Below are 15399 nucleotides of genomic sequence, written 5' to 3' on the forward strand. Positions count from 1 at the left end.
GCGCTCAGTTCTGGGCGAGGAGTTTGCGCACGGTTTCCGTCAGATCATTGTGGGAAACCGGCTTGTTGATGAAGGAATTGGCTCCGGCCTCGACCCCACGCTGCCGCAGGTCCCCGCCACGCTCGCCCGTGAGCAAGATGACGGGAACGTCGCGCACCGCAGCCAACATGGGGCTCGTGCGCACCTGCTTCACGAAGGTGATGCCGTCCATACCAGGCATGTTGATGTCCGCGATGACCAGCTTGACCGGCACCAGCCGGAGGAGTTGCAAAGCCCGTGTCGCGTCCTCGGCCTCGACGAACCCCATCTTCAGATTCATGAGGTAGATCTTGAGGATGTTGCGAACGGTCGGGCTGTCATCCACGAGGAGGATGTTGGCGCTCAAACCCAGTACTCCGCCCGGGCCGCGAAGTTCGGGTCCCGGTTGAAGGAAACAGTGGAGACTCTAACGTGACCTCGCCCCCCAGCGAAAGGCGGGGGGGGGCCGAAACATGGTTTCCGGGGAAGGGCCAAGGTCCTCCCGCCGTACAGCACTCAACCAGCCGAGGGGGTCGGAGGTGGCTGGCCGCTCTCCTCCTTGTCGTCTTCGTCGGGGTCCACGGGCGGGGCACCGATCGCGTGATAGCCGCCATCCACATGCACCATTTCCCCCGTGGTGGATGGCAGCCAGTCCGAGAGAAGCGCACAGGCCGTGCGCGCCACCGACTCGTGGCTGCTCCGGGCATCCCACCCCAATGGAGCCTGGCGGCCCCAGCCCTTCTCCAGGGATTTGAAACCAGGAATGCCCTTGGCCGCCACCGTGGACAGCGGACCGGCGGCCACAGCGTTGACCCGAATACCTTTGGGCCCCAGATCCCGGGCCAGGTAGCGCACCGTGGACTCCAGGGCGGCCTTGCACACCCCCATCCAGTCGTAGATGGGCCAGGCCACGCGGTTGTCGAAGTCCAGCGTGACGATGGAGCCGCCCCGCGTCATCAGGGGCAGCACCGCCACGGACAGCTCCTTGAGGGAGAAGGTCGAGACGCGAAACGCCGTCTGGACACTCTCCCAGGGGGTATTGAGGAAGTTGCCACCCAGCGCGTCCTCGGGGGCATAGGCGATCCCGTGGAGCACCCCATCCACCCGCCCCCAGCGCTGGCGCAGCGCCTCGGTGAGCGCGGGAAAGTGCGCGGGGTTGGACACGTCCAGCTCCAGCACCTCGGTCCCCGCCTTGAGACGCTTGGCGCTGCGCTCCGTGAGGGAGCGTGCCCGGCCGAAACCGGTGAGGAGGATGTCCGCGCCCTGCTCGAGCGCGAGCTCGGCGACGCCATAGGCGATCGACTGGGGGGTGAGCACTCCGGTGATGAGGAGCTTCTTGCCCTGCAGCAGCATGCGAAGGCCTTTCTGATTAAGAAAGAGGAAGACCGGGGGGGTTTATCACTCCCGGGGCGTTGGGTAAGCCAGGAAGACGCCCGGCCTTGGAGCCTCCGGAGAACAGGGACACGGTGAAGTTGTGCTCACGTAGCGCATGACCCTTGCTGCTCACGCATCCCTTCGAGAATAGGGACGTCCGACGTCACTTCTCAATAAAACGTGCCGAAAAACCCCCAACGGGGCGGCCTTCCAGTAAAAGACAGCACGCCATGGCGAATTTCCAGGACTCGTACCTCTCCGGCGGAAACATCGACTTCATCGAGGGGCTCTACGCGCGCTACCTCGAGGATGCATCCAGTGTGGATCCGAGCTGGCGCGAGTTGTTCGAGCGCAGCACCGACGGCGCCGGCCGTCCCATCTTCAACCCCACGCCCATCGAGCCCCCCGCTCCTCCGGCCAAGGAGGGCAAAGCGGGCAAGGAGGGGGGCAAACCCGCCGCCGCGGTGGCCACCGCCGCGCAGACGGCGCCCTCGGTCGCCTTCGAGCAGGACATGAAGCTGCAGGCCCGGGTGGATCAGGCCATCTCGGCCTTCCGCCTGCGCGGCCACCTGCGCGCCCATCTGGATCCGCTCTCCCGGCCGCGCCCGCCCCTGGAGCACGTGGCCGACATGGGCATGACGGATGACAAGCACTTCTCCGCCACCGAGCTCGAGCAGATGGTGGAGAGCTTCAGCGTCTTCCCCGAGGCGCGCGTCAAGCTCAAGGATCTGCTCGGGCGCCTGCGCCGCACGTACACGGGCTCCATCGGCGTCGAGTTCATGCAGATGCTCGACAGCGAGCGGCGCCGCTGGCTGATGAAGCGCATGGAGTTCACGGAGAACCGCACGGACTTCCCGGTGGAGGAGCAGCGCCACATCCTCACCAAGCTGTCCTACGCCGAGGGCTTCGAGAACTTCCTGCACACCAAGTACGTCAACGCCAAGCGCTTCGCGCTCGACGGCGGCGAGGCGCTGGTGCCCATGATCGACGCGCTCCTGGAAGTGGGCGGCGGCATGGGCCTCAAGGAAGTCGTCATCGGCATGGCCCACCGCGGCCGCCTCAACGTGCTCACGAACATCCTGGGCAAGAAGCCGGACCAGATCTTCAGCGAGTTCGACGGCCCGCGCGATCCCAAGAACCACATGGGCCGCGGCGACGTGAAGTACCACATGGGCTTCAGCTCGGACCACCCCACGCGGGGCGGGCAGAGCATCCACCTGTCGCTCGCCTTCAACCCCAGCCACCTGGAAGCGGTCAACCCCGTGGTGGAGGGGCGCGTGCGCGCCAAGCAGGACCGCAGCGCGGACGCCGAGCGCACCAAGGTGATGCCGCTGCTCATCCACGGCGACGCGGCCTTCATCGGCCAGGGCGTCGTGGCCGAGACGCTCAACCTCTCGCGTCTGCACGGCTACGAGACGGGCGGCACCGTGCACCTGGTCATCAACAACCAGGTGGGCTTCACCACGGACCCCGAGGACTCGCGCAGCTCCATCTACTCCACCGCGCTCGCGCAGATGCTCGACGTGCCCGTCTTCCACGTCAACGGCGACGACCCCGAGGCGTGCGTCCACGTGGGCCGGCTGGTGGCCGAGTACCGGCAGACCTTCAAGAGCGACGTGGTCGTCGACCTCATCTGCTACCGCCGCTTCGGCCACAACGAGGGAGATGACCCCTCGTTCACCCAGCCGATCATGTACGACGTCATCCACAAGCACCACCCGGTGCGCGCGCTCTACGCCAAGCAGCTCGCGGACAAGGGGCGCATCCCGGCCGAGGAGTCCGACGCCCTCAAGCAGCGCTGCATGCAGGAGTTCGACGCGGCGCTCAGCCGCGCCCGCGCGGAGAGCCAGTTCAAGGAGCCCAACGCGCTCGAGGGCCTGTGGAAGCCCTACAAGGGCGGCCCCGAGGCCGGCGTCCCCGAGGTGAAGACCGGGGTGGACAAGCAGAAGCTGCGCGACGCGCTGGAGAAGCTGGCCCACGCGCCCGAGGGCTTCCACGTGCACCCCGTGGTGGAGCGCACGGTGCTCAAGAAGCGCCAGACCATGCTCCAGACGGAGGAGATCCAGTGGGGCGAGGGCGAGACACTCGCCTACGCCACGCTCATCTCCGAGGGCTACCCGGTCCGTCTGAGCGGCCAGGATTGCGAGCGCGGCACGTTCAGCCACCGCCACTCGGTGCTCAACGACGTGAAGACGGGCGAGAAGTACACGCCGCTCAACCAGTTCGCCCAGGGCAAGGCCCGCTTCGACGTCCACAACAGCCCGCTGTCGGAGATGGGCGTGCTGGGCTTCGAGTACGGCTACAGCCTGGACGTGCCGGACGGCCTCACTATCTGGGAAGCCCAGTTCGGTGACTTCGCCAACGGCGCGCAGATCATCATCGACCAGTTCATCGCCGCCGGAGAGAGCAAGTGGCGGCGGCTCAGCGGCCTCACCCTGCTGCTGCCCCACGGCTACGAGGGCCAGGGCCCCGAGCACTCCAGCGCCCGTCTGGAGCGCTTCCTGAGCCTGAGCGCCGAGGACAACCTCCAGGTCGTCTACCCCACCACGCCCGCGCAGATCTTCCACCTGCTGCGCCGGCAGCTCCTGCGCCCCCTGCGCAAGCCGCTCGTCGTCATGTCGCCCAAGAGCCTGCTGCGCCGCCCCGAGGCGGTGAGCAAGCTCGACGAGCTCGCCACCGGCGGCTTCCAGGAGATCATCCAGGACAAGGTGGACCCCCAGGGCGTGACGCGGCTGCTGTTGTGCTCGGGCAAGGTCTACTACGACCTGGTCAAGGCGCGGGACGAGCAGAAGGACGACTCCATCGCCATCGTGCGCGTGGAGCAGCTCTTCCCCTTCCCCTTCGAGGAGTTGGCGGCCCTGGTGGGCAAGATGCCCAAGCTCACCGAGCTCTTCTGGGTCCAGGAGGAGCCCCGCAACTCGGGCGCCTGGCACTACATCTTCCCGCGCCTGCACGACCTCATCGCCACGCGCGGCCAGGCCCCCGTGAAGGTGGGCTACATCGGACGCGCGGAGGCGGCGAGCCCCGCCACCGGTTTCATCCAGACGCACAACCTCGAGCAGCAGCTCATCGTGGAGGAAGCCATCCTCCGAGGAACCAAGAATGGCCGTTGAACTGAAAGTCCCGCCCCTGGGCGAGTCCATCACTGAAGCCGTCGTCGGGAAGTGGAACAAGAAGCAGGGCGAGACGGTGGCCGCGGACGAGCCGCTCGTCGTCCTGGAGACCGACAAGGTCACCATCGACGTGCCCGCTCCCGCCACGGGCGCCATCGCCACCATCGCCTTCAAGGAGGGCGACAAGGTGCGCGTGGGTGACGTGCTGGGCACCATCGAGGCCGGAGGCGCCGCGAGCGCTTCCGCGCCCGCCGCGGCTCCCGCTCCCGCCGCCGCTCCGGCTCCCGCCGCCAGCGCTTCCGCGGACGCGCGCATCACGCCCACCGCCCGGAAGATCGTGGAGGAGAACAAGCTGGACGTGAGCCAGCTCAAGGGCACCGGCGCCGGTGGCCGCATCACCAAGGAGGATGCGCTGGGTCAGCTCAACCGCCCCGCCGAGCCCTCCGCTCCGGCTCCGCGCGCTCCGGCTCCCGCGGCGCCCTCCGGTCCCCGCTCCCGGGCGGACCGCGAGGAGCGCGTGAAGATGACGCCCCTGCGCCGCCGCGTCGCCGAGCGCCTGCTCCAGGCCCAGTCCAACGCCGCCATCCTCACCACCTTCAACGAGGTGGACATGGGCGAGGTGATGGACCTGCGCAAGCAGTACAACGAGAAGTTCCAGGCCAAGCACGGCGTCAAGCTCGGCTTCATGAGCCTCTTCGTGCGCGCCGCCATCGAGGCCCTGAAGACCTTCCCCCAGGTCAACGCGGAGATCGAGGGCGAGGACGTCATCTTCAAGCGCTACTACGACATCGGCGTGGCCGTGAGCGGCTCGCGCGGACTCGTGGTGCCCGTGCTGCGTGACGCCGACACCCTGTCGCTCGCCGACATGGAGAAGAAGATCGCCGACTTCGGCACCCGCGCCCGCAACGACAAGCTCACCATCAACGAGCTGCAGGGCGGCACCTTCACCATCTCCAATGGGGGCACCTTCGGCTCCATGCTCTCCACCCCCATCCTCAACCCGCCCCAGACGGGCATCCTGGGGATGCACAACATCGTGGAGCGCCCGGTGGCCCGCAACGGCCAGGTCGTCATCCGGCCCATCATGTACCTGGCCCTCTCCTACGATCACCGCCTCATCGACGGCCGCGAGGCCGTGCAGTTCCTCGTGCGCATCAAGGACTGCATCGAGGACCCCACGCGGCTCCTGCTGGAAATTTGAAGTCCTGTTAAACGCCACAGAGCGGGAAAACGTGGCGGCCGACTGGACAGGAACTCGGCTGCCCGCCTACAACTCCTCCATCGTCACCCGACGGACGGGGGACGGGAAGACGAGCCGGTCTCCGGACCGGTTCCTGACGAGGAAGCAGCATGGCTATCGGCACCGTGAAGTGGTTCAACGACGCGAAGGGTTTCGGATTCATCACGCAGGAGGGCGGTGGCGAGGACGTGTTCTGCCACCACACCGCCATCAACATGGAAGGCTTCCGCACCCTGCAGGAGGGTCAGCGGGTGGAGTTCGACGTGGCCCGCGGTCCCAAGGGTCTGCAGGCCCAGAACGTTCGCGCCGCCTGAAGCCACACCTCACCGCTTCGCGGTGACCTGAAGCACGGAAGGCCCGGCATCTCCGAAGAGGAGCCGGGCCTTCTGCTTTGCGGGGCCGCTACGGCGCGAGGTGCCGCTTGAAGTGGTTCATCACCCACTCGTACTGGCGCTGGGTGATGAGCGGATCCGGCACCATGTGCGTCAGGCCGCTGAGCGGCAGCAGCTCGTGGTACTTGCCCGCGCGGAAGAGCGCGTCGGACAGCTTGAGCGTGTGGAAGAAGTAGACGTTGTCGTCCGCGGTGCCGTGGATGAGCAGCAGCGGGGACAGGGGCCGGGCCGTGTCGCGCGCGTAGGTGAGCAGCGAGCTCTTCTCATAGGCCTCGGGGTGCTGCTGGGGCAGGCCCAGGTAGCGCTCGGTGTAGTGGGTGTCGTAGTCGAGCCAGTCCACCACGGGCGCGCCCGCCACGGCCGCCTTGAAGACGTCCGGGCGCTTGAGCGCGGCGAGCGCGGACATGTAGCCGCCGAAGCTCCAGCCCTCGATGCCCACGCGCGAGAGGTCCACCTCGGGCACCTCGGCGGCGAGCGCTTGCACCGCCGCGGCCTGGTCCTCCAGCGTCACCCCGGAGAAGTCCAGGTGCACCGCGCGCTGCCACTGGGCGCCCCGGAGCGGCGTGCCCCGGCCATCGAAGCGGGCGATGAGGAAGCCCTGGTCCGCCATCCACTGCGACAGCAGGTGCGCGGCCATGCTCTTGTGCACCACGGTGACGGTGGGGCCGGCGTACACCTCGACGATGACGGGCAGCTTCTCCCCGGGCTTCGCCTCCCGCGGGCGCACGAGCGAGGCGTGGAACTGGAGCGGGCCCACCTGGCGGTACTCGACGCGCGGCACGAAGGAGGGCTCCACCGCCACCGACGGCAGCTCACCCACGCGGGTGCCGTCCGCGCGGGCCACGAAGGTGCGCGGCATGGAGGTGGGGCTCGCGTGCGACACGACGAGCAGCGCGCCCGTCTTGGAGAGACCCCCATTCTCGATGGCCTCGCCCGTGGTGCCCGGACGCACCGCCTCCGGCGCGCCCCCGTCCTTCACGCGCCACAGGTAGCTCTCCGTGGGGTTGGGGCCGCCGTTGAAGTAGACGGTGCGCTCCTTCTCCAGGTAGCGCACGAAGCCGCGCAGGCCCGCCTCGGGCTTCACCAGCGAGCGCACGAGCGCGCCGTCCGCGCTCCGCAGCTCCACCTCGGGGCCCCCGTTGCGCTCGGTGTACCAGAGGAAGCCCTCGTCCACCCACTGGGGGAAGCTCTGCTCCAGCTCGAGCCAGGCCCCGTCCTTCTCGGTGAGCAGCTCCCGCGTGGCGCCGCTCGCCGGATCCACCGCGAGCAGCTTCTGCTCCGTCTGGGTGCGGTTCTGCACCAGCACCGTGAGCGGCCCCTTCTTCGGCCACACCACCGTGGCCAGGTACGGGTACGCCTCCGCGTCCCACTTCACCCAGACGGTGTTTCCGCCCGTGGCGGGGATGACGCCCAGGCGCACCTTCGCGTTGGCCTTGCCGGGACGCGGGTAGGCGGAGTCCTCCGCGCCGCGCTCGGGGTGCATCACGTCGATGATGGACAGCTGCTCCACCCCCGAGGTGTCCGACTCGGTGTAGGCGATGGACTTCGCGTCCGGGCTCCACCACCACCCCGAGAAGCGGCTCATCTCCTCCTGGGCCACGAACTCGGCCAGGCCGTGGGTCCTCGCCGCCGTGCCCCCTTGCGTCACCCGGTGCTCGGTGTTGGAGGCCACCTCCAGGCGGAACACGTCGTTGTCCCGCACGTAGCCCACGTGCTTGCCGTCGGACGAGAAGCGCGGGTCGATGACGCCCGCGCCCGTCTTGAGCTCCGTGGACTTCCCGCTCGCCCGCTCCACCAGGTAGAGCCGGCCGGAGAGGGGCACGAGGAGGGAGGCCCCATCCTCCGACAACTGGTAGGAGGTGAAGCCCCGGGCGCTCACGCGCATGCGCTCGCGGCGCGCCTTCTCCTCGGGCGACAGCGTCTCCTCACCGCCCTGGAGGATGGCCTCGGGGGTGAGCAGCTCGCGCGTCTGGCCCGTCGCCACGTCGAAGGCGAACAGTGTCTGCACGGGCGCGCGCGGCTGGCCGCGCAGGAAGAGGACGGTCTTCTCGTCGGGAGTGATTCGCGGGTTGACGGGACGGCCACTCATGAAGCGGCGCGTCTCCGCGTAGTCCCGCAGGAAGGCTTCTTGCGAAGGGGACATGGTCTGGGCGGAGGAGGGCTTGGGGGATTGCTGGGTGAGGACGGGAGCGCAGGCGGAGGCGAGCAGCGCGGCGGCGAGCAGGAAGGGAGCTTGGCGCATGGAAGGCGCGCAGCCTACACTCCCGCCCATCTCCATGGACGACTCCCACCTTCACCTGCGGCTCGCGGGCGTCATCCGGCTGGCGCTCGGTGGCGGACGGGGACCCACGGACGCCTACGTGTTCGATCCCCACCGGCTCGCACTCCCCGCGTGGGCGTGTGCCCTGGGCGTGGAAGGCTCTCCGGCCCTGCTGGTGACGTTGGATCGGCACCTGGACCTCGTCCCCCCCGTGGCCCCGGCGGCCGTGCCCGACCGCTCCGCGGGGCTGCGCGCCCTGGACGAGCACGCGCGCTGGAGCCTGGACGTGCGCAACTATGACCATGTGCTCGCCGCCATGGAGGCGGGGCTCGTGGGTGACGCGCTGGTGCTCGCCCGGACGAAACCCCGGGGCACGACCACGGCGGACACGTACGTGGACACCCGCGGGCGCACGCACCGGCTGGTGGTGGTGCCCACCGTGGACCGGGCGGCCGAGGCCTACCACCAACCCGCTCCCGGAGACCGGGTCCGGGACGTGCTCGAGGCCGCCGAGCGCGTGCTCCTGGACGTGGACCTGGACTGCTTCACCAGCCTGAGCGACGCGGATCCCATGACGGTGCTGCCCTGGCCGCTGGACGTCATCCGGGAGTACCTGCTCCCACCTGGCAGCGAGCCCTTCTGGGACGCCGTGCTGGGCAGGTGTGTCGCGCTCACCCTCGCCCGGGAGCCGCACCACTGTGGCGGGCTGCTCGCCTCGGGACGGCTCTTCCAGGACGTGGCGCAGGTCCTCTTCCGCGAGGTGCTCCGTACGGAGCCCCCCTGATGCCCCACCCCGGACACCTGGCGGGGGGGCATCCGAGCGGGTTCCAGCCTCTTCTTTTCAGCGTCCTGTCGTTTCCGTCGCGCCCCTCTGGGAGAATGGGCCAGGTCTCATGAACGGCGCCCAACCCCAGACGGTCCTTCCCCCCCACCTCGCCCGCCGGGTGTTCCTCCTCGTCGCACTGGGGGTCATCCTCTCCTCCCCGCTCGCCTCCATGCTGGTCGCGCTGTCGCTCGGACTGACGGCCTCCGAGATGGGCTGGAGCATGCGCTATCTGTCCCTGCCCATCTTCCTGGGCGTGGGCCTGCTGTTCCCCTGGGTGAGCATCCACCGATTGCTGCGCTGGGGCTTCGCCACCCACGAGGCGGAGCCCGCCGAGCAACGGCTGCTGCGCCTGCAGAAGCTGCCCTGGTGGCTCGCGTTCCTGGGCACCCAGGTGCCCTACATGCTCGGCGGCGCCCTGCTCATCGCGCCCCTCGTCGTGCACTTCCACAAACATCCCCTCCTGCTGGTGCTTCAGCTCATCGTCGCCAGCACCGTGGGCCAGGCCCTGTCGCTGCCCGTGGCCCTCAAGCTCGAGCAGATGCTGATGCCCTTCGTGCTCGAGCAGCGGGAGCACGTCCGCACGCGCGTGCGCGGCCGCGGCCCCGCCTGGATGCGGATGCGCTGGTACCTGCCCTACACGTTCGCCGGCCTGCTGCTGAGCACCTTGCTGCTGGGGGGCATGGCGCTCATGGTGCAGACCGCCGAGCTGCGAGATATCCAGGCCCAGACCATCCTCCAGGATCCATCGCTCGATCCGGCCCAGGCCCAGCTCATCGCCCAGCACCTGCGGGCCTTCGGCGACACCCTCCTGTCCCGGATGACCCTGCCCCTGCTCATGATGGGGTTGTTCGTCCTGGCGATTCCCACCTTCTCCGCCTGGCTGCTGGCACGCCGGCAGGAGCGGGCCACCGAGGCACTCCAGCAAGCCATCGAACGGCTCGCCCAGGGCGCGCCCGAGGCCCCCGGCTGGGCCTCCACCGACGAGCTCGGCGATGTGTCCATGGAGATGTCCCTGGCGCTCAACCGGTTGCAGGAAATCCCCACCCGGCTCCAGGCGTCCGCCAGCCTGTTGCTCGCCGCGAGCACGGGGCTCGGGACCGCCAGCACCCAACAGCGCGAGCGCATCGCCGAACAGGCCTCCATCCTCCAGGAGGCCCAGCTCACCTCCGAGGAGATCCGCACCACCTCCGAGCTCGCCTCCCACAAGGCCGAAAGCGTGCTCAGCGTGGCGGGCCACGCCGAACAGCTCGGTCAGTACGGAGAGGAAGCCCTCGAGCGGACCCTGACGGGCCTGAACACCATCCGCGACTTCGTGGATGGCATCCGCGGCAAGGTGCTCCGGCTCCAGGAGAGCGCCACCCAGATCGCCCACATCGCCGTCACGGTGAAGGACCTGGCCGACCAGTCCCACCTGCTCGCGCTCAACGCGTCCATCGAGGCGGCGCGCGCGGGAGACCAGGGCGCGGGCTTCGCCGTGGTCGCGAGCGAAATCCGCAAGCTGGCTGATCAAACCATCCGGGAGAACGCCCTCATCCGCAAGAGCCTGCTCGACATCGGCACCGCCATCCGCGACGTGGTCTCCATGAGCGAGCAGGGCGCGCTCCAGGTGCAGGGCGGCCTCGAGCGCGTGAAGACCTCGGGCAACAACCTGCGCGAGATGTCGCTCATCATCCAGGAGAACGCCGCGGCGGTGCGGCAGATCGCCGTCGCGGTGAACCACCAGAACACGGGCATCTCGCACATCTTCAACGCCATCGCCCACCTCTCCTCCGGCATGGACGAGACGATGAAGCGCCTGGACACCACGCTGCAGGCCACCGAGACGCTCCAGGCCGTCACCCGCGAGGTGACGGAGATCGCCCAGCGCTACCAGCTCAACCGCTAGAACGAGGCCGCGCGGATGAGGGCTCCCGAGACGTCGCTCTATGCCCGGCTGCTGGGCGCGGACTGGGAGCGGCTGCCCGAGCTGGTGCGCCGGATGCACGTCGAGGGGCGCGCCCGCGGACACTTCACCATCCGCCGCGGCCCGGGGCTCCTGGCGGCCCTGGTGGGTTGGCTCTGCCGCTTTCCCCCCGCGGGTGAGGACATCCCCACCCGGCTCGTCGTCCAGCGCGAGGGCGAGGGTCAGCGCTGGGAGCGGGCCTTCGGTCCGCATGCGCTCGCCACGCGCCAGCACGTGTGGCCCGGGCAACGGCTGGTGGAATGGCTCGGTCCCGTGGCGTGTGTCTTCCACCTGCGCCCCGAGGGCCCGGGCCTGCGCTACGAACAGGTGGGCGCGTGGTTGCGGCTCGGCCCGTGGAACCTGCCCCTGCCCCGCCTGCTCTCGCCCCGCATCGAGGCCTGGGTGACGGCCGAGTCCCCCGAGGGCATGCGCGTCCAGGTGCGCATCGGCGCGGCGCTGGTGGGGGCGCTGTTGTCCTACGAAGGCCGGATCTCCCCCGAGGAGGCCCCATGAGCACGGCGCTGTGGCTCTTCGCGCTCCAGGGCGTATTGGGCGCGTTCGACACGCTGTACTACCACGAGTGGAAGGCCCGGCTGCCCGCGCACGTCCCCGGCACCCGCCCCGAGTTGCTGCTGCACGCCACGCGTGACTTCTTCTACGCGCTGCTCTTCGCCACCCTGCCCTGGCTGTCGTGGCGGGGCGCGTGGGCGGCCGTGCTGGGCGCCGTCATCGCCGCGGAGATCGTCATCACCCTGGCCGACTTCGTGGTGGAGGATCGGGTGCGCGCGCCCCTCGGGGGCGTCTTTCCCGGAGAGCGCTGCACCCACGCGGTGATGGCCCTGCTCTATGGCGCGGTGCTCGCCCACGTCGTGCCCGAATTGCTCGCGGGCTGGCGGCTGCCCACCCAGCTCACCCTCGCGCCCGTGGCCATTCCGGAGGGCCTGCGCCTCGTGCTGGGCCTCATGGCCGTGGGCGTATTCGGCTCGGGCGTGCGCGACCTGTACGCCGCCCTGCGACTGCCCGGAGGCCACTGGCCCTGGCCCGCGCCCCAGGGCACCCCTCCATGAAACGGCGCCTGTTACACCAGCTCGTGTTCGGCCTCGCGGCCCTCTACAACCTCCTCTGGGGCCTGTACGCGGCGGTGGACCCCCAGTGGCTCTTCCGCTTCGCGGGCATGCCCGCGCTCAACCAGCCCGCCCTCTTCGCGTGCCTGGGCATGGTCATCGGCGTGTACGGCCTGCTCTACGCCGAGGTCGCGCGCCGCCCCGAGCAGGGCTTCGCGCTCGCGGCGGTGGGACTGCTGGGCAAGGTGCTGGGGCCCATCGGGCTCATGGGCCTCATCCTCCGGGGCGAGTGGCCCCCGGCGACGCTCGTGCTCTGCCTCACCAATGACTTCGTCTGGTGGGTGCCCTTCTCCCTCTATCTGTGGGACGCGTGGCCAGGCTACCGCCGCACCTTCTCCGCCCCGGGGAGCCGGGGCGGTTAGCGAGGCGCCGCGACGGCGCGCCGCTCAGATGTCCAGCTTGGCGATCTGGTGCTTGTCGTCGGCGATGAGGCCGGCGATCCACTGGCCGAAGGCGACGAGTCCGCCCACCACCGCGCCCACCGCCAGACCCACGGGGCCACCGAAGGCGCTGGCCGCGATGGCTCCACCCACGGCCCCCCCGATGCCGCCCGCGATGCTCAGGGCGCCCTTGGCGATCTGCCCCTTGTGGCCGCCCTTGACGCCATCGGCGATGTCCATGGCGCCCGTCACCGTGCCAATCACCGCTCCGGCCACGTTCGCCACGCCGCCCATGCCCTTGAGGGCCCCCGCGATCTTGCTCACCGCGGTCGTGTTGCCCAGGGCGCTCATGCCGGGAATCTTGCTCAACCAGCTGCCCGTCTGCGCCACATCGTCGCCCATGATGCCGACGAGGTCCGTGGTGCCCTTGAAGGACTTCCGCAGGGCGTCCGCGCCCGCGTAGATGTCGTAACCACCCAGGGCGGTGTCCATGGCGCCCTTCATGATGTCCCCCATGTTGCCCTCGCGGATGCCACCGATGAGGTTGGTGACGCCGCTGGCCACGCTCGCCGCGCCCGCCAGCGTGCCCACGCCCCCCTTGAGGCCCTGCGCCGTATTGCGCACGTTGTCGAGCCCGAGGACGTCCGACACGTTCTTGGGCAGCAGGTCATCCGCGCCCTGGGCCAGGCCCTGCACCGCCTTGAGCGCGTTGACGCCGCCCTTCTTGGCGAACTCGCTGATGCTGCTGTAGGTGGACGCGCTCGCGTTGAGCAGCAGGTCGCGCGCCTCGGGGTTGCCCTCGAGATCCTTCGGATCCAACACCTCGCGCGGATCCTGCCCACCCGGGCCGGTGATCGACATCTTGCTGCCGCCCTCGCCCACCTCGGACACGGCCACGCGCCCGTCCGGATCCGTCACGGTGTTCTTCGAGTTGAGCAACTGCATGCCCTCACCCGACAGGAGCGAGCTGTCCTCCTGCTTGGAGCCGAAGGTCTTGCCGTCCTTGGTGCGCTTGACCTCCATCGTCTCGTCGAGCTTGAGGCCCTTGTCCGTGGCCTCCTTCCTGGCGTTGTAGTGCTCCTCCACGTCGGTGCCGTCCGGCTCCTTGTACGTGGCGTCCATGTTCTCGATGGAGCCGTCCTTGCCGTACTTCGTCTTCGTCTCGCCCTTCACCTCGGCGAAGTCGCCGGAGTCATCCGGCTTGAGCGTCCGGCCCTCGGACGTCTGGGTGACGGTGTCGCCCTCCACCTGGGTGTGCGTCTTGGTGGTGACCTTGGGCTGGCCCTCGAGGAACGTCTGGGTGTCCAGGCTGTTCTCGTCCTTCTTCACCTCCATGAGCCACTGCTTGGGCGTCTGGCCGTCGTCGTAGGCGTCGTTGGCGTCGTAGTCCTCGCCCTTGTTCTTCTGGTACTCGCGGGAGAGGTTGTTGAGTTCCTCGCGGCTGTGCGGCCCCTCGCCGGCGTACTGCACATGGCCGTCCAGCTCGCGGTCGGTGATGGAGGTGGCCTGGACGTTGTCCTGGGAGAAGCGCTGGGTGCGCTGGTACTGGGGGTTCTCCTGCTTGCCGTCCGCGCCGGGCGCCGGAATGGAGTACGAGTAGGTGTCGGCGCGCTGCACCGGCTCCTTGAAGTTGAAGTGGCCGTTCTTCTCCAACTTGTCGTCGATGTGCTTGCCGCCCTTCTGCTCGTAGAAGGACGTGCGGCTGCCGCTCACGGCGCCACCGGCCTGAGAGAACTGCTCCGTCTTGAGGCGGCCATCCTCGTTGTACACGCGGTTGTCGGTGTAGGTGAGGCCCGGGTCCTTCGAACGGTCGATGTCGCCGAAGTTCTTGAGATCCTGCGTCTCGTTCTTGTCGCTCTTCCACTCGGCGTGCTGCACGCGCGTGCTGCCGTCGGCGTTGGCCTCGAAGCGGTCGCGCTTGTTCACGTCCCCTTCGTAGTTGGCCGAGTTGAGGGTGATGTTGCCGTTGGCGTCCTTGGTGGCCACCGTGCGCTCGACGACGTCGCCCGCGTCGTTCTTGCGCACCAGCTCCGCCTCGGTGTCCGAGTTCTTCTTCACCTCCGTGTTGGCCGGCACCTCCTTGCCGCCGTCCGCCATGGAGAAGATCTCGTTCGACTGGTTCGCCGTCTCCTCATGGAGCTTCTTCTGGGCCGCCTCGGTCTCGGCCTTGCTCTTGCCCACCGTCTGGAGCTCCACGTCCTTCTTGGCGCGCGCCTCGCCGGAGATGCTCATCTGCGGCGGAGGCGGGCCCTGGGTCTCCGCCACGGGCGTGGCTTCCGCGGGCTGCGCCGCGGCGGCCTTGCTCACGGCGGCGGCCGCGGCGGCGAGGCCTCCCGTCACGGCGCCAATGTCCTGGGGCTTCTCCTCGGCGCCGAGGTCGGCGGGAGTCTCCGGGTCCGCCTTCGCGGCGAACACCTGGGGATTGCCACCCGCCTGGGACGCCTTGGCCAGATCAACGCCGGACTTCTCGTCGAACCCGTCCTTGATCTCCTCGGCCTTCTTCTCATTCGCGGGAGCGGCGGCCGTGGGCTTCGCGTCGACCGGCTTCGTCTCGGTCGGCTTCGGCTCGGGAGCGACGGGCGGACGGTAGGCAACGGGCTGCTTCTTGATCGGGTCGATCGCCATGGAAGGCTCCAGAAACCAGGGAGGCGGATAGCTTGGGGATTCTCAACTTCTGACGGACTCAGACTTTGCGAGTCGCGTGCCAGCTTTTGAGAAACATTCCCTCCC

12 protein-coding genes are annotated in these 15399 nt (G+C 69.0%); 8 read left to right on the plus strand and 4 right to left on the minus strand.

All coding sequences use genetic code 11. From position 1 onward, the window contains the following. Window positions 1-4: 4 nt before the first annotated feature. Both MEBOL_RS08970 and fabI read right to left on the minus strand, forming a co-directional pair. Window positions 5-385, minus strand: a complete 381-nt coding sequence (locus tag MEBOL_RS08970) for a response regulator (RefSeq protein WP_095977028.1) — start codon at window positions 383-385, stop codon at window positions 5-7. 149 nt (window positions 386-534) lie between these two features. Continuing rightward, window positions 535-1371, minus strand: a complete 837-nt coding sequence (gene fabI / locus MEBOL_RS08975; protein ID WP_095977029.1) for an enoyl-ACP reductase FabI — start codon at window positions 1369-1371, stop codon at window positions 535-537. Window positions 1372-1622: 251 nt separating this feature from the next. Between fabI and MEBOL_RS08980 the strand changes: the two genes are divergently transcribed. From MEBOL_RS08980 to MEBOL_RS08990, 3 genes are all read left to right on the plus strand, one after another. Beyond that, complete coding sequence (locus MEBOL_RS08980; RefSeq protein ID WP_095977030.1) at window positions 1623-4505, plus strand: 2-oxoglutarate dehydrogenase E1 component; 2883 nt, start codon at window positions 1623-1625, stop codon at window positions 4503-4505. Further along, the gene (odhB, locus tag MEBOL_RS08985) at window positions 4495-5706 is read left to right on the plus strand and encodes a 2-oxoglutarate dehydrogenase complex dihydrolipoyllysine-residue succinyltransferase (RefSeq protein WP_095977031.1); all 1212 of its coding nucleotides are present in this window, start codon (window positions 4495-4497) and stop codon (window positions 5704-5706) included. Before MEBOL_RS08980 ends, odhB begins: the two co-directional genes overlap by 11 nt. Before the next feature lie 149 nt (window positions 5707-5855). Then, on the plus strand, window positions 5856-6059 hold the full coding sequence (locus MEBOL_RS08990) for a cold-shock protein (protein ID WP_095977032.1): 204 nt from the start codon (window positions 5856-5858) through the stop codon (window positions 6057-6059). Between the two features lie 88 nt (window positions 6060-6147). Here the strand turns inward: MEBOL_RS08990 and MEBOL_RS08995 are convergent, their stop codons facing one another. After that, on the minus strand, window positions 6148-8379 hold the full coding sequence (locus MEBOL_RS08995; protein ID WP_095977033.1) for a S9 family peptidase: 2232 nt from the start codon (window positions 8377-8379) through the stop codon (window positions 6148-6150). Between MEBOL_RS08995 and MEBOL_RS09000 the strand changes: the two genes are divergently transcribed. The 5 genes from MEBOL_RS09000 to MEBOL_RS09020 all read left to right on the plus strand — a co-directional run bounded on the left by MEBOL_RS09000 (window position 8378) and on the right by MEBOL_RS09020 (window position 12651). Next, a complete protein-coding gene (locus tag MEBOL_RS09000) occupies window positions 8378-9181 on the plus strand; it encodes a UPF0489 family protein (protein WP_245919577.1) in 804 nt (267 codons plus the stop codon). The two genes, MEBOL_RS08995 and MEBOL_RS09000, sit on opposite strands and share 2 nt — an antisense overlap. Window positions 9182-9290: 109 nt before the next feature. Continuing rightward, entirely contained in the window at window positions 9291-11108 is a 1818-nt protein-coding gene (locus MEBOL_RS09005; protein WP_095977034.1) for a methyl-accepting chemotaxis protein, read from the plus strand. 15 nt (window positions 11109-11123) lie between these two features. Beyond that, the gene (locus tag MEBOL_RS09010; protein WP_095977035.1) at window positions 11124-11678 is read left to right on the plus strand and encodes a DUF4166 domain-containing protein; all 555 of its coding nucleotides are present in this window, start codon (window positions 11124-11126) and stop codon (window positions 11676-11678) included. Next, window positions 11675-12232 carry a hypothetical protein gene (locus MEBOL_RS09015; RefSeq protein WP_095977036.1) on the plus strand — a complete coding sequence of 186 codons (558 nt, stop codon included), beginning with the start codon at window positions 11675-11677 and terminating at the stop codon, window positions 12230-12232. Before MEBOL_RS09010 ends, MEBOL_RS09015 begins: the two co-directional genes overlap by 4 nt. Next, on the plus strand, window positions 12229-12651 hold the full coding sequence (locus tag MEBOL_RS09020; protein ID WP_095977037.1) for a hypothetical protein: 423 nt from the start codon (window positions 12229-12231) through the stop codon (window positions 12649-12651). Before MEBOL_RS09015 ends, MEBOL_RS09020 begins: the two co-directional genes overlap by 4 nt. Window positions 12652-12675: 24 nt before the next feature. On the opposite strand, the gene MEBOL_RS09025 is transcribed toward MEBOL_RS09020, so the two are convergent. Next, entirely contained in the window at window positions 12676-15294 is a 2619-nt protein-coding gene (locus tag MEBOL_RS09025; protein ID WP_095977038.1) for a hypothetical protein, read from the minus strand. Window positions 15295-15399 lie beyond the last annotated feature (105 nt).

Origin of the sequence: Melittangium boletus DSM 14713 (genome assembly GCF_002305855.1) — a bacterium.
In the GTDB taxonomy this organism is placed as follows: domain Bacteria; phylum Myxococcota; class Myxococcia; order Myxococcales; family Myxococcaceae; genus Cystobacter; species Cystobacter boletus.